We start from the raw sequence: 24,310 nt of genomic DNA, 5'->3' as shown, positions 1-24,310 counted from the left end.
GGTTGTCAGGATACGGAGGCGATCAAACAGAGTGACTCTTGCTACCTCTGCCGGAACTGCCCAAGTGCCTTGGTTGTTACGAAAGAGTATGGGTGTGAAGAGCATTTCGAGCCACGGAACGGATGGAATCAACGTGTTTCCTGTTTGTCGAAATCGCCCACAAGCAAAATTTGGAAAAGGGACAAACCGAGCAGTATCAAGGCTCCCAGAAGGTCGGCAAAATTTGCCAAGAGCGCTCGTATTTTCATGTTTGCAGCCTCCCTCAATTTGGTTGCCACCAGACGTGAATCAGAGCGCCCTTGACTTGTCCATACTACGAAAGGTGCTCGCCGAAATTTTTCAACTCACATACTCAGAATTTCTACTTGGCCAAAAACGGTCGTTTTTGCTCGAATGGTTAACTTGCTATAAAATATGGTGAAAACCGTGACATTAACCCCCGGCAAAACCGTTGAGGTTTTGTCAGGTTATTGCCATATCCTTGAGTATGCTAATTGGATATGCACGCGTCTCGACAGACGAACAAAAACTTCACTCTCAAACCGACGCTCTAAACGCCGTTGGCGTGGAAAGGCTGTATTCTGAAAAAACCACCGGCTCTTGTCGCGAGCGACCAGAGCTCAATAAGATGCTTGATCAACTCCGAAAGGGAGATGTTTTGATCGTTACAAAGTACGACAGGTTGGCACGATCACTTCGGGACCTCTTGGATGTCGTTGAACTGATCAACGAACGTGGCGCAGGGTTTCGTAGTTTGGCCGAAGACATTGATACGACGACTCCTGCTGGGAGATTAATTTTTCACGTATTCGCATCCGTTGCTCAATTTGAAAGAGAACGCATCGCCGAAAGGACGAGAGAAGGTTTGATAGCGGCAAGAGAACGAGGACGTGTGGGTGGTAGGCCACCGGTGCTATCGAGCGCTCAAAGAGAAGAAGTTCGACGAATGCGTGACGGCGACCATCGGGCCGTAGCAGAAATTGCCAGACTTTTTCAAGTGAGCGAGCGAACAATCAGGCGCGCCTAGAATCTCGGCCATCCAAAGCCAGCCTTGGTTGCCCTACAACGCGTCCCTAAGCCACTCCCTCTCAAAGGATGTGAGGGAGGAGCTAGAAGCATCACATTCCTCGCGCAGACGCTGTCGCAAGCTAAGTTTGTTATCTCCATCAACGAAATAGCGCTCTGAAATTTGGATCGGTACGCCTTCCTCATCAAGTTCTTTAAGAATCTCTGGCCTAAACCAACTGGCAATGCCGCCGAGAAAGAGACTATAGTCTGCTTCTGGCGCGGCTTGACGGACAAACAACTCCACTAGCGCGAAGTTCTGCGGCAAACCGTACTCACAGGCTCGCAGGAACTTAAAGATATTATCTTGTTCCTCGGGTCTGCCCGGGTAACTAGCATCTTGATCAAGCAAAAATTGTTTGAGCGATCTTGCTTGTCTGAGCTTATTGATCAGCGTAGCGAGCTGCCTTGTGCTAAACGCTCCAAATGCGCTAACTTTTTGAGGCGCACAGAATACTTCGCAGACTTCGTGTATTTCTGGCCAACGCGGCCAGTTGGTCCAAATCAACTGGTCGCCTTGATTGAGTGACCGTCTTACCGCTTCCTTGATTTGTATTGAGGTTTCAAGTCCAATCGAAGACGCCAGCTTCAAGTCATCTCCATCAAGCCCAAGGCGATCTCGGTAGTATCGAAATCGGTCGTCAGACCTGCTAGACCTGTCTGGCTTATCAATGTGGATAATGTATTCATCAGGAAGATCGTCATCATCAGCGAACATTGTGGGGCTGACCTCGAGCTCGGTTTGCTCTGGCACATCGTTGAACACCATTACCTGTCCGACATGGTGCTGCCCTAACCTCCCCGCGCGCCCGCGTATGTTAGAAAACGTAAAGAAGTCATAGCTATCGCGATTAATGGTTTTGTCATAAATCATGACAGTTTTTGCGGCCGTATTCACACCTTCGATAAGCGTCGAAGTACACAGTAAAACGGGCAACTTCTGCTGGTTAAACATTCTGACCATGTGTGCCGCGATGGCGCGTGGAATGCGACCATGGTGAATGCCAAAACCATACTCCACAGCTTCCGACAAAAAATTCTTGGGGCCAATATTCGCCTTAAGCCACACCGAGAACCCACTACTGAATTCTGAAACCGCCATTTTTTCAGAAAGCTCTATGGCAAGCTTATTTGCCTTCCCCGGCGACGAAATGAAAACAAGGGCAGGCCAGTTGTGATCTTCGCCGATCTCGTCAATTAGTCGCTCTCGCTTGTTTTTGACCTTTTGGAGGTCAAGAGTATCCACTGCGACCGTTGAGAAGCGGGTTCTAAGGAACTCGAAATTCCATCTTGTTTCGGGGGCGACGGCTACCTTGTCTATGTTGGGACCGAGGAAGAAGAACTGCTTGGAGCGTTTCAACAGACGGTATACTGCCGCGTTAAGTGTAATGCTACGATCATCGCGCCGTGACGGATCAAGTTTGTAAAACTCATCGACCACAGTAAGATCCAGCTGACCCAAATCCTCGCGATAGATTAGCCGTTCCTGCGTACCAAGAAAGATAGTTGGACCCTCTGTCGATGTTTCGCTTTGATGCATCACCACGTTAAATTTGTCGGCAAAACGATCCCGGAAACGCCGCCGAAACTCATCGAGAAGTGCGATTGTCGGCAACACGACTGCAACGCGATTGTACTTGTTTGTAGCAAGCAAGGCATCCACGAGAAGACTTTTACCGAAGCTTGTCGGCGCACTAAGTACGAGGTTTCGACCCGCAAGTAGGGCATTCAATGCATTAATTTGTTCGCGGTGAAATGTTACGCCGCCAAGTTCAGGTGCAGTTGCCGCCTCAGCCACGAAAGCATCACTTGCGTCCGCACTATCTACGTCGATGTAGTTCCAAAGTCCGGTTGACCTAGCTAGCGAGCTGACCAGTTGCCGATACGCCCCAAGTTCATGTTGGTTTCGGCTAACTAACTCTGACAACCTCGGAACAGCTTCAAGCAGGTTTGGATCGTCAGTGGCAGTGCTCTGAACACAAAAGGCTGCCTGCTGAATAGTCTTAAAGGTGGCCTTCTTAAGTGCAGCACCTTCGAGAGTATTTAAAACATCCCATTCAATATTAAGTGTCGGCATTTTGTTCGCCTTAATTTTGCAGCCCTTTTAAACGGCTGTCGAAAGCAGTGTTAAGATTATCTTTGTCTGCAAGTGGAACGTAAATCAGACGCAACTTGATCTTTTTTGTTAATCCCGACGTATTCAGTCGCTCCCATAGCCCGGCCAACTCGTCGCCTACACTCGCTGAATATTCTGCACAGAGGCTGGTATTGTTCGCTGCCGCATCACTGTTAGCTGCTATGAGTACTGGGAAAACTGCGTTGGCGATAAGGTCATCAAGCGAAGTCTCTGAAGCGAGAAGCGCCTTAATTTTATCGCTGTGAGGGATATCATCTGAAATCTGAGGCCCTAGCAGCAATTTCTCGTTTTTTAGAAAGCCTGCATTAATGTGACTTTCAATTGAGCTGATGGCATCCTTGATGGCTCCATCGCGCGATTTGAAGAACTTGGCTTCTCCCAACCAAAGTTCGATTTGATCACCTTCGACGTATCGAACATGGACCAAGTCAAATGCCTTCACAGGATCGTTTGATGCACTTAAATAGTTGACGCGCGCAGCGACCGGTATTGTCTCAAAATAGGTCCTACAGATTGCATGGGCTGCAATCTCTCCAACCTCACCGCGGCGCTTATAGTTTTCACTGATGTAAACTCTTGATGCAGCCTGTTGTAAACGGACGTAGATGTTTGTGTGGTTGGTGTTTCTCAACTCGTCGGACTTAAGAGCATAATCAGTAATCCACTCCATGAGATTGTCAGCGAACCCATCACAACGCCATTCACTAAGCTCAAATCCAGCGCAATAGCTTTCCGCCTTTTCGTCTTCGTCTGTTAATCGAGATAATATGCAAGCTGGTTTAATCTGGTAAGGGTGCATCTCACTATATGCTGCTCTTTCAATGCTTTCGCTCAACTATGCTTGTAAAGGTCAAAAAGTTCAACACGCAACAAGGGTTTGGACAAATAGCCACACAACCAAAACATGTCTCGCTATTCGGGCCACCACCCAAACCACAAACAACCGTTCACTCCCTTGATCCCAGAGCCAGGCACCTTGGTCGACCGCCACCCTCCTAACGTGTTACATTTTGTGTGTGCCCGAAAACAGATTTATTTTGATCCAATGGCCGACTTGGTCTGCTCTGGTGCACTTACAATTTCCCGCATTTTCAACGCTGCCCACTTTCACGAAAGGTTCAGGCAGCATAACGCCATCAATTTTGCCGTATTGGCTGCCCATCAGCGTCCACTGATCCAATCAGTGCGTACTTGAGAAAAAGATGCCCAAATGGAGTAAGCTGAAAGGCCTTTGTCTTGGGCTGCTTGCCCGGGATCTTCATTAGCCAACCCAAACCACCGCTACCTTTTGGTCCTTCGCATAGAACATCGCAATTCCTTGCGACCGTCGCGTACGGCGAGCCGAGCCCTTCTGAGACCTCCTTTACAGTGACATCGTTCTCATTTTCTTCTGCCAATCTAAGCACAATGAAAATGAACGCCTGCAAGGCGCCCACCGACAAATCTGGTTTAGCTTCTCGGACAGTTTTAAGCAGCCGGTTTATCTGATCCCACTTAAGGCCCTGACCTTTCAGAGCTTCACTAAGATCTTTGTCAACCGGGTGCGGTAAGCCATGTAGGAAAAATAGGAGCATTCATTCACCTCGCCCCTTAGGTACACAAATAATTTGCCTTGCACAATAAATGAAAACTCATTATGACTTCTCATATTATAGGAGTACCGTAATGTTCAACCGACGGCTAGCATCCAGCTACAACGCAACTCTGGTTTGCAGTCAGACCCTGCGAATAGGCCAGCGAGGATATCCTTCCCGCCGACCAAAACCTAACTTCGCTGAAACTAAGGTCACTTATGAACAACGCTTCGCTGAACATTACAGTCATCGGCAAACGGATGCTCTCAAGATCCGAAGCCGCAAACTACACCGGATTGAGCATTCGCATGTTTCAATCAAAGTGTGACGTTGCCCCCGTTGAGATTGCCTCAAACAAACTGCTTTGGGACAAACAAGATTTGGACAAGTGGATTGATAATCTCAAAAACGGTGCTGAACAAACAAATCAAGCTTCAATCGTAGGCAGGCTCTAATGAAGTACATTCGAGTAAAAGGATTCAAGATTTTCGAGGACAGGCATGGAAAACAACGGTGCTATCATCGCCGAACAGGAAAAAAGGTAGACTTGGAAAAGTCGCCGATTGGATCAGCGGAATTTTTTGCAGAATGCGCGAAGATTTCGGCGGCAGAGAATGCGCGGGAGCAAGAGCTTCCGAAGCCCGGTACGCTCGGCAAACTTATTTCGGTCTATTTTGCAGAGGATCACTTCCTTGAGAGGTCCAAGGCTACCAAGCGTGAGTACAGAATGTGCGCCGATGTTTTGCGCCCAATTCATGATACGCCTGTAACAGCTATCGACACACCTCTGCTCGCCGCAATTCATGACAAGCTGGCCAAGAAGTACAGCTGGGATAAGGCTAATCGCGTGCGCAACTTTCTCATCCAAGTTTTCAAGTTCTGCCTCCCAAAGGGATTAATCTCCAAGAACTTCGCGGAGGACGTGATCAAGAAACCGCGCCCCAAAAGCACGCCGCTAGCCTATCGAACTTGGACATATAAGGAGATTGATACGGTTCTAAACGCTGCTTCACCTCACCTTCGGGCGGCATTGGCAATGATCTTCTGCTCTGGCCAAGACCCAACCGACGCACTGGAGTTCCGGAGGGATCAAGTCGAAAATGGCGTAATCTGGAAAGGACGTAACAAGACAAGTGTCGGAGCAGCGATCCCTGTGAGTAGCGTGCTTGAGGCAGAGCTAGCCATTGCACCTTCTCATAATGCAGAAACCCTTCTTGCCAGCTCGAAGGGTACACCATGGACGTACGACGGATTTGCCAGCGCATGGCAACGGCTGCGAAGGCGCCTAGAAAGCAAAAATAAGATTGCGCCCGGCCTAACACCTAAAGGGCTGCGGCACACAATGGCGACGTGGCTTAGAGAAGCCGGGCAAAATGAGCGCGAAATCTCAGATCTGCTTGCGCAGGATTCGAAAGTTATGGGACTTCACTATTCCAAGAACGCGGCGCTAGCTCGCAAGAACCGTGAGACAATGCGGGTCTGGGAAAGCGAATACCAACGCCGAGCGCAAGATGCAAAATTGTCAAACCTTCAAGAATGAGCGTCAAACCCTATCGGAAAGGATCTGTCAGGTGGCTAAAAAATCTAGCAATATCAGTAATTTAAATGGTGCCCGGGGGCGGAATCGAACCACCGACACGAGGATTTTCAATCCACTGCTCTACCCCTGAGCTACCCGGGCACGGGAACGACTTTTGTCGTTGGGTGGAGGCCTTCTATGACTTGCCAAAGGCAGTGTCCAGAGGCTTTTTGAGATTTTTTTAATGCGGACGTCTTTGTTGGGTTTCGCCCTCGGAAACATCGGCGTCCTTGTCATCTTCCCTCTGAGACGGAACGGCGTACGAGCCGTTCAGCCACTTGGCGAGATCAATATCCGCGCATCGCTTGGAACAGAATGGGCGGAACGCTTTAAGCGTCTCTTCGCCGCAAATCGGGCAGCTCATTTCAGCACCTCAGCCAAAGGGATACGGCCGCGCTTACGCTGCAGTTCGTAGTGGCCCAGTGGGGTCCAGCCTGCGAGGGTAGTCTCGATAGAATCAGCCTTTAAAGCCGCGCGTAAAGCGGCCTCAAAGCCACGACGATCCTTCTTTGGCATCGGAGCCAGATCCAATGTAATCTGCCCGCCCAGGCCACGTACACGCAAGGCACGGGCCAACGTCTTGGCACAAGCAAAATTGGCCTTGGTTCCGGCGGCCAGTGACGTGTCCGATCCGGTATTCACGTCAACGGCGACCAGTGCGCGGGTCGGCTGAATATACAGATGCGCCCCACCGGACAGCGGCTCGGATATCCCGCGCGCAACGTCCAGTGCATCCAGCACACCATGCGTTTCGAAACAGCCCGATTGTGTCACCACCTCAGCCGGGTCGGTCCAATCGCGCCAGGCCAGTACGTGAGGACCGTCGCCTTCCAGCAGCAGCTCAGGTTCACTTCCCGGATCGTTCAGAACCTGATCCGCATGCGCCAGCATCGTGCCGATATCCTCGGCAATTTCAACCGCGTCTTCGCCCGCACAACACGACCGCAGGATCAGGCCATAATCGCGGCCTTCCATGCTTTCGTGCGCGATCTCGAGCAGTCGGTCGCGCTCATCCTCATCGCGGATCGAACGTGAAATATTCAGCCCGGGCGCATCAGGCGTGATGATCGCATAGCGGCTTTTGAACAGAATGCGGTCGGTCACAGGCAGCGCCTTGCCGGGTTCGGCATAGCCGGTCACCTGAACCAGCATCTGGGCACCCGGTGCGAGGCCTTTGACCTGCCGCAGAAAGGCCGGACCGTCAGGTGTGGTTAGGAACATTCCGCCCTGACCTTTGACTGGTCGGTCCGCACGTGCGCGGTAGATCGTGCCAGGCGTCGGAGCGTCTGCTGCGATCAGGAAGTCGTCCAGGTGACCGTCGACCATAAGGGCCGCAGCCTCGCGGTTTTCGATGTGGTCCAGAACGATAGTACGACCCTTCATGATGCCTCACGATACAGGGGATAGCCGATGCCTTGCAAAAGCGCGGCGGTTTCGGACAGGGGCAGGCCTACGATGCCTGTAAACGAGCCCGAAATCCATGGAATGAAAGCTCCGGCAGGGCCCTGAATCGCATAAGCTCCCGCTTTGCCTTGCCAGTCTCCGGTCGCCAGATAGGCATTGATCTCAACGTCCGACAGGCGCTTGACCTTGACCTGAGAAACCACGTCGCGTTGCAGCACTTTGTCACCGCGCCGGACAGCCACCGAGGTGATCACGCGGTGCCGCCGCCCCGACAGGGCGTGCAGGAACTCTGCCGCCTGACCTGCATTTTCCGGCTTACCTAAAATACGTCGGCCCAATGCTACGGTGGTGTCTGCGCACAGAGTGATGTCGCTGCTATCGGCCTGAACCGCCTGCACTTTTGAGCGCGTAATGCGATTGCAGTAGGGAACCGGAAGCTCGCCCTTTAAAGGCGTTTCGTCGATGTCAGGTGCGCGGATTGCATCGGGCTGCACGCCAAGCTGAGCCAGCAGGTCCAGCCGCCTTGGGCTGCCCGATCCTAAGATAAACGCCATTGCGGCAGGCGTTACTTGAAGCGGTAGTTGATCCGACCCTTGGTCAGATCATAAGGGGTCATCTCGACCTGAACCTTGTCGCCAGCCAGAACACGGATGCGGTTCTTACGCATCTTGCCTGCCGTATGTGCGATGATCTCATGGCCGTTTTCCAGCTCGACCCGAAACGTCGCATTAGGCAGGAGTTCCTTCACGACACCGGGAAATTCGAGCGTATCTTCCTTGGCCATGTTGTCTCCATCATTACATTGCACCCGCAGAATCTGCGGGGATGTGGGCTTAAATGAGCCCATTTTAGCCCTATTTCAAGGGCAGAATCACCTAAAGAGCAGATATTGTGACCGAATCAACTCGGGGCGGCTGCTCATCCCAGTGGGTTCGATTGAGGACATTGCCATCTGCACGAACCTCGGCGATGGCCGATAGGTCTACATCTGCATAGGTCCATCCGGGCTGATTCAGGGTGCCTTCGGCCAGCACTCCGGTCGCTGGAAAGCCTTTGTCTGGCGGACCAAAAACACCGCCAGCACCGGTATTCATGTCCACAGCCTCGGACCAGTCATTATTGCCAACCAAGGACGACATCACTGTAACACATTGATTTTCCAATGCTCTGGACATCGCCCCGATACGGACCCGCCAATAGCCTGACAGCGCCTCGGTGCAGGATGGAACCAGGATGATATCTGCATCGCTTAGCGCGCGGCCCAGCAAAGGAAACTCGCTATCGTAGCAGATCAGCACACCAATTTTGCCCAGCGCGGTGTCAAACAGTTTCAGGGGACCGCCTGGGGCGATATCCCAATCTTCGCGCTCGAACCGGGTCATGATCTGTTTGTCCTGATGATCCTGTTTTCCGTCGGGGGCATACAAAACAGCACGGTTCACCGGTCGGCCGGGACTATCCACAACCGGAGCCGAAGCGCCCAGAATGTATGTATTGTACGTCTGCGCAAGACGGGCATGCAGGGTTTGTACATCTTCCATCCGGTCCGAGACTGACCTGATCGAGCGTTCCAAGTCGCCCGCGACCTCGGCACCATCCAGCGTCGAAAGCTCCATCGCGCCGTATTCTGGAAAGGCCAGAAAATCAGCCCCCTGCCCGGCGGCTTCCGAGACCCATCGGTCCAACTTGTCCTCATACTGCGCCCAGCTGTCGAGCCAGTCGAGGTCGTATGCGGCGGTAGCGACTTTCATCAACGACATCCTCATTCAGTCGAATCCGCAGGACCATAGGCAAGGATGCCGAGCACTGTACAGCGTAATTCAGCCCGCAGTTGTCGGGTCGATAATAGTTGTGACCTCGGTAATCGTATTGGCAGGAAAACCACTGAGTTCCGCGTGCTTCAGAATCGCATCCTCATCCTCGGCGAGATAAATGCAAAACGTCTTGTCACCGGTGACATAGGAATGCTCCCACTGGACACCGGGTATTTGTGCCAAGGCCTCATTTGATTTTTCCGAAGCACCGCCCAACTCTTTGCCGGACATACTGCCAACTCCGGGCAAATCGCGTTCAATCACGTATCGTTTCATCTTTGACTCCCCCACTGAAAGCTCCACAATACCATAAAACTGCGGGATTCTCAGCGATCCGGAGTTACAAATCCCGGATCCAGAACTGCAACGGCTTTGCAGTCTCGTGCTCTTCGGCAATGTCCTTCCAGGAAAACTGTGCGATCACACCAGCCAGCGGTTCATACCCCCGCGCCCGCCAAAAGGCGTCCAAAGGGCGATAGCTGTCGGGTCGCATCGGATGATCCGCCGGGCGCTGCACTCCGCAAAAGGCGCATTTGGTGAAGCCCAGGCTGCGGGCATGGGCTTCGCGCAGGTCAAAGAATTTATGGCCGACGCCCTGTCCGCGATAGTCCGGCAGCAGCACGGATTCAGCGCAGTAGAAGATTTCGGTCAGGTCCAGACCCGACCCCGCAAAAGCTGCCGCGAAATCGTCAGCGTGATCCGTCAGCGGCGCACCGGTCGAGGCACCGACCAGGCGATTGTTTTCAAAGGCACCAACCACGATCGCCTTGTCGCTGTCTCGGTAGGATTGCAGGTACTTTCGCTCGTAGTCGAGATCACCGTCATATAGATACGGCCAAGCATGAAACACCTTGATGCGCAGGCGGGCGACATCATCCAGCGCATCCGCCAGCGCCGCACCGGTCAGGGCGCGGACATCGGTGACCTCAGCCATTGGAAACCTGTTTGGTCCAGTCCGCAAGATTGTAGAAGGTTGTGACGCGGGTGATTTTGCCGTCCTTCAGATCAAAGAACGACCCGGCGGGCAGGCGATAGGTCTGACCATGCGCTTCGGGCAACCCCTCATCCGTTTCCAGATAGGTGCCGTTCACGATGAATTCAGCCGCCGCACGGGTGCCACCTTCGGCCTCGAACACAACGATATCGGTCAGGTCTTCCTTGTAGCACCGGTTCATATGAGCGCAGAAAGCTGCAAACTTGTCCTTACCGGCACGGATCTGACCTTCGTTCACGTGGTGCGCCACGTCGTCGGACAGGCAGGCCAACATGCCATCGACGTCGCCGGCGTTGAAGGCTTCAAAATAGGTTTTGACGGTCTGGTTCATGATCACTCCGTAGGTTCGCCCCAGCTGTCTTTCAGATGCTGAATGATCTGGTCGCGGGTCTGTCGGTAGTGAGTTAGCTTGTCCTGGCGGTTCTCGCCCAGTCCAGTAGGGTCCATTATTGGCCAATAATCGACATCCAGGTGAAAAATTCGCGTCAGCTCCAGCGCCCGGCGCTGACTTGCCGGGGATAGCGCAACGATCAGGTCGAACGAGCTGAGATCATCGCCCCATTCCTGCATCTCGTCAAACGAGCGCGACCGGTGGCGGGACAGTTCAACGCCAACCTCGTGGCAAACTGCGATGCAAAAACCGTCAATCTCAAGGTCATTGCGGACACCGGCGGACTGTACGTAGGTGCCGGTGCCATAGAACTTTTTCATCAGACCTTCGGCCATAGGGGACCGAACCGCGTTGTGGTCGCAACAGAACAGGACCGACTGCGGCAAAGGCTTCACGCGTCAGCCTCCGAAATGCAGCACGCAGATCAGCGTGAACAGACGGCGGGCAGTGTCGGTGTCAATTTCAGCTTTACCTTCAAGACGTTCCTGCAATACGCGGCTGCCTTCGTTGTGAATACCGCGACGCGCCATATCGATGGTTTCGATCTGGCTGGGCGGCAGGGTTTTTACCGCATTGAAATAGCTTTCGCAGATCTGAAAGTAGTCTTTGACGACCTGCCGGAACGGGCCCAGCGACAGGTGGAACTCGGCCGCTTTTTCCTCGGCTTCGGTGGCGATGTCGAACACCAGCCGCTTGTCGCGGATTGACAGCTGTAGGTGATACGGCCCATCCGGCACCACGCGATCGTCACGCACGGGCAACGCAAAGCTGTTTTCCTCAAGCAGGTCATAGATCGCAACCTTGCGTTCCTGCTCGATCTCAGGCGTCGGCGGAGGCAGGTTTCGGTCGTCCAGTTCGATATGCGATATACGAGTCATAAGGTGTGGTCCGTTCAGGTCGGGTCAGACCTAGCGCAACACGGCCGCAGGAGCAACGCGCAGATCAAGGGCCTATGCGGGAAATCAACCGTTGAGGCGTTTGAGACGCGCCGTCACGGAAAGACCATGCGCTTCAAGGCTTTCGGATTGGGCCAGTTTCTCGGCTGCGGGACCAATGGCGCGCAGCGCCTCGGGTGTCATCTGGCTGAGCGTCGTGCGTTTGACGAAGTCCATCACGCTAAGGCCCGAAGAGAACCGCGCCGAGCGCGCGGTAGGCAACACGTGGTTCGGTCCGCCGACATAATCGCCGATAGCCTCGGGCGTGTACTGTCCCAGAAAAATCGCGCCAGCGTGGATCGTTTTCTGGCTAAGTGCCACAGGGTCGGCCACACACAGCTCCAGATGCTCGGGCGCAATGCGGTTGGACAAGGCGGCGGCCTCGTCCAGATCGCGAACGGTGATGATGGCACCGAAGTCGCGCCAGCTGGCCCCGGCGATGGCACGACGCTGCAAGGTTTCCAGTCTTTTTTCGACGGCTTGGGCGACGGCCTCACCAAATGCGGCACTATCGGTGATCAGAATCGACTGCGCGCTTTCGTCATGCTCGGCCTGGCTGAGCAGATCGAGCGCGATCCAGTCGGGGTCGTTGTCGTTGTCGGCAATCACCAGAATTTCGGACGGTCCTGCAATCATGTCGATGCCGACCTTGCCGAACACCCTTCGTTTGGCCGCGGCAACAAAAGCATTTCCGGGGCCAGTGATCTTGTCGACAGGCGCGATACTGTCGGTGCCATAGGCCAGTGCAGCAATCGCCTGAGCGCCACCGACGCGGTAGATCGTGTCCACACCTGACAATTGTGCCGCCAGCAGAACAAGCGGGTTCACCAGACCGTCCGGCGTCGGCACAGCAATGGCCAGTCGCTCAACACCTGCCACCTTGGCCGGGATCGCGTTCATCAGAACAGAAGACGGATAAGATGCCAGCCCCCCCGGCACGTAAAGCCCCGCTGCCGACACGGCAGACCAGCGCCAGCCCAATATGGCGCCTGTCTCGTCGGTCCACTCGTGATCCTTTGGCAATTGCTTTTCGTGGTAAGCGCGGATGCGTTCAGCTGCCAGCTCCAGGGCCTTGCGGTCCTCGGCCGAGACCAGAGCGACCTGCTGGGCAATCTCATCCGCGCGGAACGCCAGCGTCTCAGGCGTCAGCTCCAATCGGTCGAACTTTGCCGTCAGCTCGATTACCGCTGCATCGCCACGCGCCCGCACATCCTCGATAATCTGGGCCACAACCGCATCCACGTCAGGGCTGTCCTCACGCTTGGCAGACAGCAAAGTGGCGAAAGCGGCCTCAAAGTCGGGCGACGTGGTGTCGAGAAAAACGGGCATGATCTGGCACTCCGGAGCGTTTGATCGGGACATATCGCCCGGACGGGCTGGCCTCAACCCTCAGTCAGTTGGGTGCAGCGATTTGCGCATGACCAAACAGGACAGATCATCGCGCGCGCAGCACTCGCCTGTGGCGCGCCAACCGTGCCGTTTGTAAAAACCCTGCGCCGTTCGGGTCGCTTGAAGATGTGCCTCCGAGCATCCGGCCGCCAAGAGTTCCTGCTCAAGCCTTTGCAACAACGCCGCACCAATACCACAGCCTGCGTGATCAGGATCAATGTAAAGCAGCGTGATTTCACCCGTCTCGTTCAGCCCTCCAACAGCGGCGGCCTGACCCCTGTGCTCAGCCAGCCAGATCTGCGACCCATTCATGATCCAACCCCGTATCGTCGCCGGATCTTTATTCGCGGTCCATTGCGCGATGGTCTGCGAGTCATTCGCATGATCTGCCGCACAGAGCTGGGTGATCGATCTTATCAGAACGCAGCTAAGGTCAAATACGTCGAACACGGTCGCGCGACGCAACACCAGACCCGCAGAGGGTCCGGAGAATGCCTGCGATATGCCACGTTTATTCTGGATGGTGCGGTGCCTGACGGGATGGGGCCTGATACGGCCGTGTGACGTCTTTGAGCGTGACATCCAGCGCCTCGACCGACAGACGAATTGCGCCGTCGCCCGCCAAGGTCAGCATGACCAGGCCAGCACCGTCTTCGCCCGCTTCAAAATCGACGGACAACAGGGACATCACCATATCCTTGTCGCTACGGTCGACACCCTGGCTGGATACCGACAAAACTGAGTCGAAAACTAAAACAGATTGCACGCGCTCAAAAGGCCGATCACGGCGCGCAGCGGCGTCCTTGTCCTCCCACCGGAACCGGTTCAGCAGCAGACCAAAGCGACGCTCGGACGGGCGCCATGTCATCTCGGTGATCGGAAACACTGCATCCTGGGTCAGGGTGGAGATCACCTGAAGATCATCGGCATCCTCGGCCCCCAGATTCAGCGGGGCTTCGCGTCCGTCTTCGAAACTTGCGTCTGTCATTGGCCTTTGATCCGTTCAATCTTTGCGCCCACGCCTTCCAGCTTGCGCACCACATGTTCATATCCGCGGTCCAAATGATAGACGCGGCTGACCGTCGTTTCCCCTTCGGCCGCCATTCCAGCCAGAATCAACGAAACTGAGGCCCGCAGATCGGTCGCCATCACCGGCGCGCCTTTCAGGTTTTCTACCCCGGTCACTGTCGCCGTACCACCGTGCACTTCGATATTCGCGCCCATGCGCACCAGCTCGGGGGCATGCATGAAGCGATTCTCGAAAATGCGTTCTTCCAGAACCGATGTGCCTTCAGCCGTGCACATAAGCGCCATCATCTGTGCCTGCAGGTCGGTCGGAAAGCCGGGGAATGGCTCGGTCACGACGTCCACGGCGTTGACGCGACCATTCTTGCGACTGACTTTCAGGCCGTTTTCGGTTTCTTGGACATTCACACCCGCGGCATCCAGCTTAGCCGCAAAAGATTCGACCAGCGACATCCGCCCGCCCAACAACTCGACCTCGCCGCCGCACATCGCAGGGGCCAACATATAGGTGCCCAATTCGATTCGGTCGGTCACCACCTGATGAGTCGCACCATGCAGACGCTCGACGCCCTGAATTTCGATGGTCGAGGTCCCCTCGCCGGAAATCTGCGCACCCATCTTGCGGAGGCATTCGACCAGATCGACGATCTCGGGCTCGCGCGCGGCATTTTTCAGAACCGTGGTCCCTTTGGCCAAAGTGGCCGCCATGACGATATTCTCGGTTGCTCCGACCGAGGCAAAGCGCATCTCGTGCACCGCACCTTTCAACCCACCGGGAGCCTTGGCGTGCAAGTAGCCGTCTTTCAGTTCAATCTCAGCGCCCAGCGCCTCAAGCCCTTCGACATGCAGGTCCATCGGCCGCGCGCCGATCGCACACCCACCGGGCAACGACACGACGGCCTCTCCGAACCGAGCCAGCAACGGACCGAGCACCAAATTCGAGGCGCGCATCTTACGCACGATCTCGTAATCCGCCGTGTGACTGGTCAGGTCGTGACTGGACATTGCCAGCACTTGCCCATCCTGCAGCGAAGACACTTCCGCCCCCAAGGATTGCAGCAGCGCGGTCATGGTTTTGATGTCGCTCAGCCGCGGCGCATTGGTCAGCGTCAGCGGTTCTTCGCTCAACAATGTCGCGGGCATCAGGGTCAGACACGCGTTCTTGGCCCCCGCAATCGGTATCTGCCCGTTCAACGGGCCGTTGCCCGTCACCAGAATCGAATCCATCTGCTCTTATCCCTCGTCCTTTTCGGCTTTGTCCCCCGAGGCGGCGCGTGCCTTGGCCTGCGCCTTGCGCCGCGCCATATTTGCCTTTAACGCGGCCTTCAGCCGCTCTTCGCGCGCATCCCCGGATTTACCGTGTTTTTTAGGTGAATTTTTATCCGTCATGATCTTTCTCTACAGGAGGTGAAAAAAACCGTCCAGACACCCTTGCGCCCCGTTTCGTTTGAGTCTAATCACCCGCCCACAGCGCTGCTGTAGCTCAGAGGTAGAGCACTCCCTTGGTAAGGGAGAGGTCGAGAGTTCAATTCTCTCCAGCAGCACCATCCAATCCTTTCAGTGAACACACGCGCTTCTAGGCAGAGCGCGGACATCGCCATCCCGGCCGTCCTGCTGGCGGAAGACTCGGCTGGGTCGAAAGAGTCAAGGATTTCACGGTTTTTCTTGCGGCCCTCCATCTGGCAGCAATGGGTCTTCGAGTCGACCCGACGTCAACTGTGTGGGTTGCGTGGTGTTTCGCCGCCTAACGTCTTCATATTTGCAGTGATCGTTCTGTCAAAGTTCCTTTTGAGTATCTGGTCGCATCGGGTGGCGATCGCCGACAAGCTGTACGATTATTTTCCAATCGACGTCTTCGCGTCTGAGTGGATCAGAACGCACGTCGCAGACGCACGACCCGTGGTAGTCGCCTAGCGTTCACCATTGCGTTCCGCAGGCTACTGATTGGCTTTCGTTCGGACTGGCTGATCCGCCTTCCCAATAGGCTATCTGAACATTGTTTTGAAGTTACCCGGATGAAATCACCAAGCGCGTGATTCAAACAGGCCGTGCGTTTTGCGTCAGATTCTGGGAACCGACGCAGACAGAGCACCGGCAAGAGAGTTTTTGATTTCCGCAGGAATTTCCCGGCCCTGTTCCTGCAGCTTTGCCGCAATCCATCCAGCCGAGTGCCCTCGGCACCCAACTCTGTTCGTATACGCGGCGGCCGGAGTCGTCACATTTTCGGTGACCAGCGCCATTGATACCTCAACCTCTGAATCGGCCATCGACATCCTGACCGCGCTGAAAACATCCATCGAGACCTGCAACGTATGATGTTCCAGCCGATGCGCCGCGTCACCTAGCACCCGCGTGCAGTACGCAGAAAGAAAATACCAGCGAAAAACTTTAAAAACCCGGGCTTTAGGCCCAGTCAAATCAGCCTCGAGTTCCACAGCATTGGTCAGCTCTGCAAAGGCGGCTTTCGCCGATTTGGCTGCTTCGCAAATCTGATGCTCACGATTTGCGAGTACGGCGGCACCATTACTGGGGCGGGGTACTGAACTACCGGTTTCCAGGTCCATTGCTGTCCTCCATCGTCAATACGTGATGAAGATATGAAAACTGACCGCTTCGCCTGATTGCGATTTTCGGCCAGATTTTCCGGTTTCAATTGCTTTTTTGGCCATTTTCAAAATCTGATCCAACAAATTTGATCTTATTAAATGGCCTGCTTTCCGTCTTTCGGTCAACCAGCGAGTTGGAGCGAACATTAAGTATTTAGCTAAAACGCACACATATCTGACACGATCTTGTAAAAGTTATGCCCATTTCCGCATCTATGAATACTTAATCCTGCTGACCAGTTTACCAGTAAAGTTTTAACGAGGGGGTACGAAGCAGGACCAGGGGGTGAGCGCCTGTCCGGCCAGGCTCGCCTTAGGACAGAGACGCTCCCCCCGTCCTCAACGATCAGTCTATCTTGTTCTTTTGCGCATGCGGCGTCACGCCAAAGCTTGATCTGTATACGCGCGAAAAGTGCCCCGGGTTTTCAAATCCGCAAGCCATGGCGACCTCGGTTACCGACGCTTCGGTCTGCAACAGAAGTTTCTGTGCGCGTTCCAACCGCAGCTCCATGAAGTACTTTTTGGGCGAAGTGTTGAGGTACTTGCCAAACAGCCTTTCCAGCTGGCGCGTCGAAATGCCAAGACCCTCGGCAATCTCAGACGGGGATACCGGCGCCTCGATGCAGTCCTGCATGATGTGAATGGCCTTGGCCAGGTGCGCATTCCGCATTCCGTTGCGTGATTGCAGGGAAACGCGCTGTTTGGCGGTTGCGTTGCGCACAGCGTTGTAGACCATCTGGTCAGCAACTGCGACCGACAGTTCTTCGCCATGGTCACGCTCGATCAAGTGCAGCATCAAATCCGCAGTCGCCGTCCCACCCGAGGCGGTAATGTGCTTTTCATCCGCCACAAAGACACTACGAACCAAATTCACTTCCGGGAACGCCTCCATAAAGGCGTCATGGTACTCCCAGTGAATAGCGGCCTGCATCCCGTTCAGAAACCCGGCCTCTGCCAGCAACCACGCGCCCGAGCACAATGCGCCGATGGCGGTTCCACGTGCCCGCTCGCGCCGCAAGGTCGCAAGCAAGGGGCGTGAGACATGGTTGCGCATGTGAATGCCCGACAGCACGAACAGCTGATCGGTTTTGGGCAAGGCGTCCAAACCGCCATGGACCAATGTCACTGACCCATTGGAACACACCGCCTGTTCGCCATGCTCGGAAACGAACGACCACTCATACAAGTCTTTGCCGCTGACAAGATTTGCTATGCGCAGAGGCTCTACCGCACACGAGAATGCAAGGTGCGAGAACTCCTCAATCAGGATGAAAGTCATGTGGCTGGGTAGGCGCATGGGGCGTCCCGTCAGGCTGGATTTGGTCGATGATCTATGCTGCACGATTTTTTTCTGTATACAAGTTGTATTTTCTTCGAATACAGAGAATACACAGCAATGCCAATACGATTCGCGCCGAGGCCGCAGGAGGAACGGATGAAAGACGACGCCAAGTCCCGCAAAGCTGAATTGATGGAGCACCTGAAGGTGTCGATCCTGACCCTTCGCCTGCAACCCGGCACGGATCTGGACGAGGCGCACCTGTCGGATGCGTTTGGCCTGTCCCGAACGCCGTTGCGCGAAGTGTTCCGGCAATTGGCCGGCGAAGGGTATCTGGACCTGCGCACCAATCGCAGCGCCAGAGTGTCCGAAATGTCCTATACCACGCTGCGCGATTTCTTTCTGGCCGCGCCCATGGTCTATGGCGCAATCCTGCGGTTGGCCGCTCTCAACGCCACCAAAGCGCAGATTGATGACCTGAAAGACGCGCAGCAATCGTTCAAAGCTGCTCTGCGCGCGGGATCGGGCGAAGTTCGAGCGTTGGCAAATAACCGCTTTCACGACGTGACCGGAGAGATGTCGGGTAATGTCTACCTGCTGCCTTCGTTCAACCGGCTGCTGATCGACCACGCCCGGATCGGGATGACCTTCTACCGGCCTCAGTCGGCCGAAATGTCTGACAACCTTTCCCTGGCCAGCCAGCAACACGATGCCATCATTGCGGCCATTGAGGCGCGCGACGATGCCACGGCCGCGCAACTGGCCGTAGATCACTGGAACCTGTCGCGTGATCAGATCGAAATGTTTGTAATGCCTGACGCGCTGGATGTCCCAATGGGCACCCCGCCCCTTTCGAAACCTGCATGAGGACGGAATGAACCCGATTTTCAAGTTTGAGGGGATTTATACCCCTGTAGTCACGCCTTACCACGCTGATGGCAGCGTGAATTGGGATGCTCTGGCGCAGGTGATCGAGTACCTGATCGAGAACGGCGTGCACGGCCTCATCTCCGGCGGATCAACCGGCGAGAATTATGCCCAAACCGTCGAGGAACGGCTGGAACTGGCAAAGTTCACCCATGCCCAGCTGAAAGGCCGTCTGCCGCTGGTCGTCGGCACCGGTGCGATGCTGACACCGGATTCGGTTGCGTTGGCGTCCGGCGCGCGCGAGATCGGCGCAGATGCAATCCTGCTGGCCAGCCCGCCTTATTCGGTCCCGACCGACCGGGAAAACGCGCTGAACGCGTTGGCGATCGACAAAGCCGCTGACCTGCCGATTATGCTGTACAACTACCCGCACCGCACCGGCACTATGATGGGCGAAGAGTTTCTGGACCGCATCGGTCGCAGCCGCAACTTCTGTGGCATCAAGGAAAGCTCGGGTGATATTAACCGGGTGCACCTGCTGGCCCGCGACTATCCGCACATCCAGCTGGGCTGCGGCATGGACGATCAGGCGCTGGAGTTTTTCGCCTGGGGCGCGCCGTTCTGGGTGTGCGGTGGCTCCAACTTCCTGCCCGCCGAGCACGTGGCGCTGTACAACGCCTGCGTGATCGAGGGCAATTTCGCCAAAGGCCGCCGGATCATGTCCGCAATGATGCCGTTGATGCGAGTGCTGGAACAGGGTGGCAAGTTCATCCAGACAATCAAACATGGCGTGACCATGAACGGGATCGACGCGGGCGCGATGCGGCCCCCGCTGAAAGGCCTGAACAAGGATGACAAGCGCGCGCTGGAACAGGTGACGCGTGTGCTGAAAAAGACAATCGCTGACATCGTGACTGAGAATAAGGTTGGGGGGTAAGAGACATGGATCTGCTGACACAGGACGAATACAAATCCATCGCCGCAGGCCTGACCCTGCCCACAGGCGCTTTTATTGACGGCGCGTACCGCCCGGCGATCTCGGGCGAAACCTTTGAGACAGTGAACCCGGCGACCGGCGATAAACTGGCTGACATCGCAGCCTGCGGCGCGGCGGATGTGGACTTCGCCGTTGAAAAGGCGCGTGCGGCGTTCGACGACGGCCGCTGGTCGAAACTGCATCCTTCGGACCGCAAGGACGTGCTGATCCGGCTGTGCAAGCTGATGACCCGCAACGCCCGCGAATTGGCAGTGATGGAGAGCATCGACAGCGGCAAAACCATCTTCGACTGCGAAACCGTCGACGTTCCTGAGACCATCCACTGCCTGAAATGGCACGCCGAGGCGATCGACAAGATCTATGATCAGGTCAGCCCGGCCAGCGATGACCATATCGCCATGGTGGTGCGCGAGCCGATTGGTGTTGTCGGTCTGGTGCTGCCGTGGAACTTCCCCCTGCTGATGCTGGCGTGGAAGATCGGCCCTGCGCTGGCGGCGGGCTGTTCCGTGGTCGTGAAGCCAGCCGCGGAAACCACGCTGACCGCGCTGCGTCTGGCCGAGCTGGCAATGGAGGCTGGTCTGCCGCGCGGTGTGCTGAACATCCTGCCCGGCGGCGGCGCAGAAGTGGGTGAGCCGATTGGCCGCCACATGGATATCGACATGGTGTCCTTCACCGGCTCGACCGTCACCGGCAAACGGTTCCTGACCTATTCGGCAGAAAGCAACGCCAAGGAGGTGGTTCTGGAGATGGGCGGCAAGAACCCGGCCATCGTGATGGATGACGCCGAAAACCTCGACCGCGTGGCCGCGCATGTCGTCAACGGCGCGTTCTGGAACATGGGCGAGAACTGCTCGGCCTCGTCTCGTTTGATTGTACACAAGGACGTGAAGGCGGAACTGCTGGAACGCATTGCCCATCACGCAAAACAGTGGAACATCGGCGACCCGCTGGACCCGGAAACCCGCATGGGTGCTCTGGTTAGCGAAGGCCACTACAACAAGGTCTGCGGTTATCTGGATCAGGCCGAGAACGTGGTGATCGGCGGCAAAGCTGACAAGGGCTTTGTGGAGGCGACTGTGGTCGAAGTGCCCGGGAACGACTCAACCTTGGCGCGGGAAGAGATCTTCGGCCCGGTTCTGTCGGTGATCGAGGTTTCGGGTTTCGATGAGGCCATCAAGATCGCCAACGACACCGAATACGGACTGTGTGCGTCGATCTTCACCGCCAACGCCAAACGCGCAATCCGTGGCGCACGGGCGATCCGGGCCGGAACCGTGACGGTCAACAGCTTTGGCGAGGGCGACATCACAACGCCGTTTGGTGGCTACAAACAGTCCGGGTTTGGCGGGCGCGATAACTCGGTCCATGCGCACGACCAGTACACCCAACTGAAAACCATCTGGATCGATCTGGCCGACGACGCTGACGAGGCGGTCGATTGACCGCCTTCACCACAAAACGCCTGCCACGGCAGACGGGTCCAGCAGGATGGAATGCCATTCTGCCGCCACAGCCTCCCTTGCCCCGGCTTGAGCAAAACACCTCGGCCGACGTCACCATTGTCGGTGGCGGATTTGCGGGCCTCAGTGCAGCGCGCCGGTTGCAGCAACTCGACCCGACGCTAAAGGTCGTCCTGTTGGAGGCCGGGCGCTTTGCCGAAGGCTCGGCCGGGCGAAACTCGGGCTTCATGATCGATCTTCCGCACGATCTGGCGTCAGATAACTACGCCGGTGACGGGCTAGAGGCAGATCGGGCAACCATTGCCCTGAACCGCCGCGCCATCGCATTTGCGACTGACGTTGCCAACGACTGCGACCTGTCGGATGAGACCTTCGACCCCTGCGGCAAGTTCAACGCCGCCGCAACCCGAGCCGGAGACCGTCACAACCGCGAATTCGCCGAGCATCTGGAGCGGTTGGGAGAACCTTGTACGCTCTACGATCGCCAGCAAATGCAAGAGATCACCGGCAGCCCGCATTACACATCGGGTCTCTATGCGCCCGGAACGGTCATGATCCAGCCTGCAGGATACGTGCGCGCACTGTCATCGCATCTGGCCGCGAAAATCGATCTTTTCGAAAACTCACCTGTGACCGCATTCAAAAAGCAGCGTTCCGGATGGCTTGTGAAAACACCCGACGCGCAGGTGTCGACGGGCCGCATCATTCTGGCAAATAATGGCCATCTTGAGAGCTTTGGTTTTTATGAACGCCGCCTGATGCACATTTGCCTGTATGCGTCGATGACCGAACCTCTGACGCCCGAGCAAGTAAGAACGCTCGGCGGCCAGCCTCGGTGGTCCGTCACTCCGGCCGACCCGATGGGCACCTCGGTCCGGCGCGTCTCGGGCAGCTATGGCGACCGCCTTTTGATCCGCACATGCTCCAGCTTCCACCCGACGATTGAGACCAGCCCAATGCGATTGCGCAATGCGGGTTGGGTGCATGACCGCAAGTTCCGCGAGCGTTTCCCACATCTGCCCGATGTTCGGATGGAACATCGCTGGGCCGGTATGCTGTGCCTCAGCCGGAATGGGTCAGCCGCGTTCGGAGAGCTGGAAAGCGGCGTGTTCTCTGCCTGCTGCCAGAATGGTCTGGGCATTGCCCGCGGTACGTTGCAGGGCATGGGAGTGGCAGAGCTGGTCACGCAAGGCGGATCGGACATCGCCGATCACTTCCTGTCCCAACCGATGCCACCACGACTTCCGCCAGAGCCGTTCGCGTCATTGGGCGCGAACAGTTATCTGATATGGAAGGAATGGCGTTCGGGCAAAGAATAAGCCTGCCCGTTAAGGCAGGCTGAGCTTAGCCATTCTACCACCATCTACCGTGTAGACCTGTCCGGTGATAAAACTGGCGTCTTCAGAAGCAAGATACGCGACCAAAGCGGCAACCTCTTCGGGGCGGCCAGTCCGGGCCACGGGGTGAATGCGTCTGATATCGCGGCGAAATGCGTCCGGATCCGGCTGTGCTTCGATAAAGTCCATATTCAGCTCGGTGTCGATCCAACCGGGTGCCACGGCGTTACACCTGATGCCGTCGGCCCCATGATCCACTGCGACGGCGCGCGTCAGGCCATGCAGCCCCGCCTTTGTCGCGCAATAGGCTGCGTGGCCGGGATTGCTACCTAACCCTTCGATTGAGCCGATATTGACGATGGACCCGCGCGATTGACGCAGATGCGGCAGGGCCGCCTTTATAAGCAAGAACGGAGCCGTCAGGTTGACCGTCAAATTGCGTTGCCAGTCATCCAGGCTCATCTCTTCGACCGAGGCTTCCTGCATCATACCCGCGTTGTTCACGAGGATATCCAGCTGACCCGCGCTTTCGACGACCTGCGAAACCACCGAACCTGGGCTGTCCGGGTTGCTGAAATCGGCTTCGATACTCTCGAAATTCGGGTCCTCACCACGTTGCGCGGTAAGAACTCGGGCACCGTCATTGCGCAGCCGCTCGGCAATGGCCCGGCCGATCCCGCTGCGCCCGCCGGTGACAAGGGCGGTTTTGCCTCTAAAACGGGTCATGATACGGGTTTGCCTCCGTTCACCGCCAGCAGCGCACCGCAAACATAGCGCGATGCGTCCGACGCCAGAAACAGGATAACGTCCGCAATATCCTCCGGTTCGGCGATGCGACCCAGAGGTACGGTCTGACCCAGTTCAGCCACCGCAGTATCCGGGTCAAACCCGCGTTTGGCAAAGCCGGACCGCAGCATTGGCGTGTTCACCTCATTCGGACAGACGGCATTGATACGGATGCCCTGATGAGCGTGATCCATCCCCATACATTGGGTCAGAGAAGCTATGGCTGCCTTGGTCATGCAATAAACGGCGTGGTTCGGGCCCGGGCGCAGCCCCCAGCAGGAAGCAGTGTTGACGATCGCCCCACCCCCTTTGGCCGCCATGATCGGAATTGCTGCGCGACAAACGCGGAACGGTGCCTCGACATTTACGCCCAGCGACAGCGCCCAGTCCTGATCCGAGGTTTCGGTGACCGCACCTCGAGAGATGACGCCCGCGTTGTTGACAACAATATCCAGCCCGCCCAGCGCGTCCGCAGCTTTCTGAGGCAAAGTATCGGCGTAATTCGCATCCAACAAATCGCCTGGCAGATGCGCCTCGGCATCGATCCCATCGACCGAGCGGTCGGCAATTGCTACCTTTGCACCGGTGGCGCGCAGGCGCTGTACGAGTGAGGCTCCAATCCCACCAGCAGCACCTGTGACCAGAGCGGTTTTTCCTTCGAATTCCACGA

Annotated in this window: 29 protein-coding genes and 2 tRNA genes; 8 read left to right on the top strand and 23 right to left on the bottom strand. The window is 56.1% G+C overall.

Annotated features, from left to right (window positions below; all coding sequences use genetic code 11):
* Positions 1–487 precede the first annotated feature (487 nt).
* On the top strand, positions 488–1,027 hold the full coding sequence (locus tag ACR0J0_RS18855; protein WP_480665645.1) for a recombinase family protein: 540 nt from the start codon (positions 488–490) through the stop codon (positions 1,025–1,027).
* Positions 1,028–1,060: 33 nt separating this feature from the next.
* Here the strand turns inward: ACR0J0_RS18855 and ACR0J0_RS18850 are convergent, their stop codons facing one another.
* The 3 genes from ACR0J0_RS18850 to ACR0J0_RS18840 all read right to left on the bottom strand — a co-directional run bounded on the left by ACR0J0_RS18850 (position 1,061) and on the right by ACR0J0_RS18840 (position 4,776).
* Positions 1,061–3,142: a DEAD/DEAH box helicase gene (locus ACR0J0_RS18850; RefSeq protein ID WP_480665566.1), complete on the bottom strand. Its 2,082-nt coding sequence runs from the start codon at positions 3,140–3,142 to the stop codon at positions 1,061–1,063.
* A gap of 10 nt (positions 3,143–3,152) precedes the next feature.
* On the bottom strand, positions 3,153–4,037 hold the full coding sequence (locus ACR0J0_RS18845) for a HamA C-terminal domain-containing protein (RefSeq protein WP_480665565.1): 885 nt from the start codon (positions 4,035–4,037) through the stop codon (positions 3,153–3,155).
* Positions 4,038–4,338: 301 nt separating this feature from the next.
* A complete protein-coding gene (locus ACR0J0_RS18840; protein ID WP_480665564.1) occupies positions 4,339–4,776 on the bottom strand; it encodes a hypothetical protein in 438 nt (145 codons plus the stop codon).
* A gap of 218 nt (positions 4,777–4,994) precedes the next feature.
* Here ACR0J0_RS18840 and ACR0J0_RS18835 point away from each other — a divergent pair, with 218 nt between their 5' ends.
* Together ACR0J0_RS18835 and ACR0J0_RS18830 are read left to right on the top strand one after the other, a co-directional pair.
* Entirely contained in the window at positions 4,995–5,231 is a 237-nt protein-coding gene (locus ACR0J0_RS18835) for a hypothetical protein (protein ID WP_480665563.1), read from the top strand.
* On the top strand, positions 5,231–6,316 hold the full coding sequence (locus ACR0J0_RS18830) for a tyrosine-type recombinase/integrase (RefSeq protein ID WP_170744955.1): 1,086 nt from the start codon (positions 5,231–5,233) through the stop codon (positions 6,314–6,316). Before ACR0J0_RS18835 ends, ACR0J0_RS18830 begins: the two co-directional genes overlap by 1 nt.
* A 66-nt stretch (positions 6,317–6,382) precedes the next feature.
* Here ACR0J0_RS18830 and ACR0J0_RS18825 read toward each other — a convergent pair.
* The 16 genes from ACR0J0_RS18825 to ACR0J0_RS18750 all read right to left on the bottom strand — a co-directional run bounded on the left by ACR0J0_RS18825 (position 6,383) and on the right by ACR0J0_RS18750 (position 15,697).
* A tRNA-Phe gene (locus ACR0J0_RS18825) sits at positions 6,383–6,457 on the bottom strand.
* Between the two features lie 79 nt (positions 6,458–6,536).
* A complete protein-coding gene (locus ACR0J0_RS18820; protein ID WP_480665562.1) occupies positions 6,537–6,719 on the bottom strand; it encodes a DNA gyrase inhibitor YacG in 183 nt (60 codons plus the stop codon).
* A complete protein-coding gene (locus ACR0J0_RS18815; RefSeq protein ID WP_480665561.1) occupies positions 6,716–7,738 on the bottom strand; it encodes a ribonuclease E/G in 1,023 nt (340 codons plus the stop codon). The genes ACR0J0_RS18820 and ACR0J0_RS18815 overlap by 4 nt, the downstream gene beginning before the upstream one ends.
* On the bottom strand, positions 7,735–8,313 hold the full coding sequence (locus ACR0J0_RS18810; protein ID WP_480665560.1) for a Maf family protein: 579 nt from the start codon (positions 8,311–8,313) through the stop codon (positions 7,735–7,737). Before ACR0J0_RS18810 ends, ACR0J0_RS18815 begins: the two co-directional genes overlap by 4 nt.
* A gap of 11 nt (positions 8,314–8,324) precedes the next feature.
* Positions 8,325–8,543 carry a translation initiation factor IF-1 gene (gene infA / locus ACR0J0_RS18805; RefSeq protein ID WP_005978431.1) on the bottom strand — a complete coding sequence of 73 codons (219 nt, stop codon included), beginning with the start codon at positions 8,541–8,543 and terminating at the stop codon, positions 8,325–8,327.
* A gap of 91 nt (positions 8,544–8,634) precedes the next feature.
* Positions 8,635–9,510: a carbon-nitrogen hydrolase family protein gene (locus tag ACR0J0_RS18800; RefSeq protein ID WP_480665559.1), complete on the bottom strand. Its 876-nt coding sequence runs from the start codon at positions 9,508–9,510 to the stop codon at positions 8,635–8,637.
* Between the two features lie 69 nt (positions 9,511–9,579).
* Positions 9,580–9,849, bottom strand: a complete 270-nt coding sequence (locus ACR0J0_RS18795; protein WP_480665558.1) for a DUF4242 domain-containing protein — start codon at positions 9,847–9,849, stop codon at positions 9,580–9,582.
* A 64-nt stretch (positions 9,850–9,913) separates the two neighbouring features.
* Positions 9,914–10,507 (bottom strand): GNAT family N-acetyltransferase, encoded by a 594-nt coding sequence (locus tag ACR0J0_RS18790; RefSeq protein ID WP_480665557.1) that lies wholly within the window; start codon positions 10,505–10,507, stop codon positions 9,914–9,916.
* Positions 10,500–10,898: a ketosteroid isomerase-related protein gene (locus ACR0J0_RS18785; RefSeq protein WP_480665556.1), complete on the bottom strand. Its 399-nt coding sequence runs from the start codon at positions 10,896–10,898 to the stop codon at positions 10,500–10,502. The genes ACR0J0_RS18790 and ACR0J0_RS18785 overlap by 8 nt, the downstream gene beginning before the upstream one ends.
* Positions 10,899–10,900: 2 nt before the next feature.
* Positions 10,901–11,353 carry an arsenate-mycothiol transferase ArsC gene (locus tag ACR0J0_RS18780; RefSeq protein WP_239342339.1) on the bottom strand — a complete coding sequence of 151 codons (453 nt, stop codon included), beginning with the start codon at positions 11,351–11,353 and terminating at the stop codon, positions 10,901–10,903.
* A gap of 3 nt (positions 11,354–11,356) precedes the next feature.
* Positions 11,357–11,836 (bottom strand): UPF0262 family protein, encoded by a 480-nt coding sequence (locus ACR0J0_RS18775; protein ID WP_480665555.1) that lies wholly within the window; start codon positions 11,834–11,836, stop codon positions 11,357–11,359.
* A gap of 84 nt (positions 11,837–11,920) precedes the next feature.
* Complete coding sequence (gene hisD / locus ACR0J0_RS18770) at positions 11,921–13,222, bottom strand: histidinol dehydrogenase (protein ID WP_480665554.1); 1,302 nt, start codon at positions 13,220–13,222, stop codon at positions 11,921–11,923.
* A gap of 60 nt (positions 13,223–13,282) precedes the next feature.
* Entirely contained in the window at positions 13,283–13,864 is a 582-nt protein-coding gene (locus tag ACR0J0_RS18765) for a GNAT family N-acetyltransferase (protein WP_480665553.1), read from the bottom strand.
* Positions 13,794–14,270, bottom strand: coding sequence for a DUF2948 family protein (locus ACR0J0_RS18760; protein WP_480665552.1), 477 nt, complete (start codon positions 14,268–14,270; stop codon positions 13,794–13,796). Before ACR0J0_RS18760 ends, ACR0J0_RS18765 begins: the two co-directional genes overlap by 71 nt.
* Positions 14,267–15,535 (bottom strand): UDP-N-acetylglucosamine 1-carboxyvinyltransferase, encoded by a 1,269-nt coding sequence (gene murA / locus ACR0J0_RS18755; RefSeq protein ID WP_480665551.1) that lies wholly within the window; start codon positions 15,533–15,535, stop codon positions 14,267–14,269. The genes ACR0J0_RS18760 and murA overlap by 4 nt, the downstream gene beginning before the upstream one ends.
* A gap of 6 nt (positions 15,536–15,541) precedes the next feature.
* The gene (locus ACR0J0_RS18750; RefSeq protein WP_480665550.1) at positions 15,542–15,697 is read right to left on the bottom strand and encodes a hypothetical protein; all 156 of its coding nucleotides are present in this window, start codon (positions 15,695–15,697) and stop codon (positions 15,542–15,544) included.
* Between the two features lie 83 nt (positions 15,698–15,780).
* Between ACR0J0_RS18750 and ACR0J0_RS18745 the strand changes: the two genes are divergently transcribed.
* Positions 15,781–15,855, top strand: a tRNA-Thr gene (locus tag ACR0J0_RS18745).
* A 513-nt stretch (positions 15,856–16,368) separates the two neighbouring features.
* On the opposite strand, the gene ACR0J0_RS18740 is transcribed toward ACR0J0_RS18745, so the two are convergent.
* Together ACR0J0_RS18740 and ACR0J0_RS18735 are read right to left on the bottom strand one after the other, a co-directional pair.
* Positions 16,369–16,872: a hypothetical protein gene (locus ACR0J0_RS18740; RefSeq protein ID WP_480665549.1), complete on the bottom strand. Its 504-nt coding sequence runs from the start codon at positions 16,870–16,872 to the stop codon at positions 16,369–16,371.
* A gap of 388 nt (positions 16,873–17,260) precedes the next feature.
* Positions 17,261–18,211: a GlxA family transcriptional regulator gene (locus tag ACR0J0_RS18735; RefSeq protein WP_480665548.1), complete on the bottom strand. Its 951-nt coding sequence runs from the start codon at positions 18,209–18,211 to the stop codon at positions 17,261–17,263.
* Between the two features lie 138 nt (positions 18,212–18,349).
* Here ACR0J0_RS18735 and ACR0J0_RS18730 point away from each other — a divergent pair, with 138 nt between their 5' ends.
* Genes ACR0J0_RS18730 through ACR0J0_RS18715 form a run of 4 tightly spaced genes read left to right on the top strand, consistent with a single transcriptional unit; the run spans position 18,350 to position 22,836 of the window.
* Entirely contained in the window at positions 18,350–19,060 is a 711-nt protein-coding gene (locus ACR0J0_RS18730; protein ID WP_480665547.1) for a GntR family transcriptional regulator, read from the top strand.
* Positions 19,061–19,067: 7 nt separating this feature from the next.
* Positions 19,068–19,997, top strand: a complete 930-nt coding sequence (locus ACR0J0_RS18725) for a dihydrodipicolinate synthase family protein (RefSeq protein WP_480665546.1) — start codon at positions 19,068–19,070, stop codon at positions 19,995–19,997.
* Positions 19,998–20,002: 5 nt separating this feature from the next.
* Positions 20,003–21,499 carry an aldehyde dehydrogenase gene (locus ACR0J0_RS18720; RefSeq protein ID WP_480665545.1) on the top strand — a complete coding sequence of 499 codons (1,497 nt, stop codon included), beginning with the start codon at positions 20,003–20,005 and terminating at the stop codon, positions 21,497–21,499.
* Positions 21,496–22,836: an NAD(P)/FAD-dependent oxidoreductase gene (locus ACR0J0_RS18715; protein WP_480665544.1), complete on the top strand. Its 1,341-nt coding sequence runs from the start codon at positions 21,496–21,498 to the stop codon at positions 22,834–22,836. The genes ACR0J0_RS18720 and ACR0J0_RS18715 overlap by 4 nt, the downstream gene beginning before the upstream one ends.
* Positions 22,837–22,845: 9 nt before the next feature.
* Here ACR0J0_RS18715 and ACR0J0_RS18710 read toward each other — a convergent pair whose 3' ends face one another.
* Both ACR0J0_RS18710 and ACR0J0_RS18705 read right to left on the bottom strand, forming a co-directional pair.
* Complete coding sequence (locus tag ACR0J0_RS18710; RefSeq protein ID WP_480665543.1) at positions 22,846–23,580, bottom strand: SDR family NAD(P)-dependent oxidoreductase; 735 nt, start codon at positions 23,578–23,580, stop codon at positions 22,846–22,848.
* A complete protein-coding gene (locus ACR0J0_RS18705) occupies positions 23,577–24,308 on the bottom strand; it encodes an SDR family NAD(P)-dependent oxidoreductase (protein ID WP_480665542.1) in 732 nt (243 codons plus the stop codon). Before ACR0J0_RS18705 ends, ACR0J0_RS18710 begins: the two co-directional genes overlap by 4 nt.
* Positions 24,309–24,310 lie beyond the last annotated feature (2 nt).

The organism is Ruegeria sp. BF12 (genome assembly GCF_056538705.1).
The sequence above is the reverse complement of the archived record's forward strand: the minus strand, read 5'-3'. Positions and strand labels throughout refer to the sequence as shown.

Coding starts and splice junctions, on each gene's coding strand:
- ACR0J0_RS18725 (WP_480665546.1), top strand. CDS start 19,068: ATGAACCCGATTTTCAAGTTTGAGGGGATTTATACCCCTGTAGTCACG.
- ACR0J0_RS18790 (WP_480665557.1), bottom strand. CDS start 10,507: ATGGCTGAGGTCACCGATGTCCGCGCCCTGACCGGTGCGGCGCTGGCG.
- infA (WP_005978431.1), bottom strand. CDS start 8,543: ATGGCCAAGGAAGATACGCTCGAATTTCCCGGTGTCGTGAAGGAACTC.
- ACR0J0_RS18840 (WP_480665564.1), bottom strand. CDS start 4,776: ATGCTCCTATTTTTCCTACATGGCTTACCGCACCCGGTTGACAAAGAT.
- ACR0J0_RS18750 (WP_480665550.1), bottom strand. CDS start 15,697: ATGACGGATAAAAATTCACCTAAAAAACACGGTAAATCCGGGGATGCG.
- hisD (WP_480665554.1), bottom strand. CDS start 13,222: ATGCCCGTTTTTCTCGACACCACGTCGCCCGACTTTGAGGCCGCTTTC.
- ACR0J0_RS18800 (WP_480665559.1), bottom strand. CDS start 9,510: ATGAAAGTCGCTACCGCCGCATACGACCTCGACTGGCTCGACAGCTGG.
- ACR0J0_RS18720 (WP_480665545.1), top strand. CDS start 20,003: ATGGATCTGCTGACACAGGACGAATACAAATCCATCGCCGCAGGCCTG.
- murA (WP_480665551.1), bottom strand. CDS start 15,535: ATGGATTCGATTCTGGTGACGGGCAACGGCCCGTTGAACGGGCAGATA.
- ACR0J0_RS18740 (WP_480665549.1), bottom strand. CDS start 16,872: ATGGACCTGGAAACCGGTAGTTCAGTACCCCGCCCCAGTAATGGTGCC.
- ACR0J0_RS18730 (WP_480665547.1), top strand. CDS start 18,350: ATGAAAGACGACGCCAAGTCCCGCAAAGCTGAATTGATGGAGCACCTG.
- ACR0J0_RS18820 (WP_480665562.1), bottom strand. CDS start 6,719: ATGAGCTGCCCGATTTGCGGCGAAGAGACGCTTAAAGCGTTCCGCCCA.
- ACR0J0_RS18760 (WP_480665552.1), bottom strand. CDS start 14,270: ATGACAGACGCAAGTTTCGAAGACGGACGCGAAGCCCCGCTGAATCTG.
- ACR0J0_RS18830 (WP_170744955.1), top strand. CDS start 5,231: ATGAAGTACATTCGAGTAAAAGGATTCAAGATTTTCGAGGACAGGCAT.
- ACR0J0_RS18710 (WP_480665543.1), bottom strand. CDS start 23,580: ATGACCCGTTTTAGAGGCAAAACCGCCCTTGTCACCGGCGGGCGCAGC.
- ACR0J0_RS18850 (WP_480665566.1), bottom strand. CDS start 3,142: ATGCCGACACTTAATATTGAATGGGATGTTTTAAATACTCTCGAAGGT.
- ACR0J0_RS18785 (WP_480665556.1), bottom strand. CDS start 10,898: ATGAACCAGACCGTCAAAACCTATTTTGAAGCCTTCAACGCCGGCGAC.
- ACR0J0_RS18765 (WP_480665553.1), bottom strand. CDS start 13,864: ATGTCACGCTCAAAGACGTCACACGGCCGTATCAGGCCCCATCCCGTC.
- ACR0J0_RS18775 (WP_480665555.1), bottom strand. CDS start 11,836: ATGACTCGTATATCGCATATCGAACTGGACGACCGAAACCTGCCTCCG.
- ACR0J0_RS18795 (WP_480665558.1), bottom strand. CDS start 9,849: ATGAAACGATACGTGATTGAACGCGATTTGCCCGGAGTTGGCAGTATG.
- ACR0J0_RS18835 (WP_480665563.1), top strand. CDS start 4,995: ATGAACAACGCTTCGCTGAACATTACAGTCATCGGCAAACGGATGCTC.
- ACR0J0_RS18735 (WP_480665548.1), bottom strand. CDS start 18,211: ATGCGCCTACCCAGCCACATGACTTTCATCCTGATTGAGGAGTTCTCG.
- ACR0J0_RS18855 (WP_480665645.1), top strand. CDS start 488: ATGCTAATTGGATATGCACGCGTCTCGACAGACGAACAAAAACTTCAC.
- ACR0J0_RS18815 (WP_480665561.1), bottom strand. CDS start 7,738: ATGAAGGGTCGTACTATCGTTCTGGACCACATCGAAAACCGCGAGGCT.
- ACR0J0_RS18810 (WP_480665560.1), bottom strand. CDS start 8,313: ATGGCGTTTATCTTAGGATCGGGCAGCCCAAGGCGGCTGGACCTGCTG.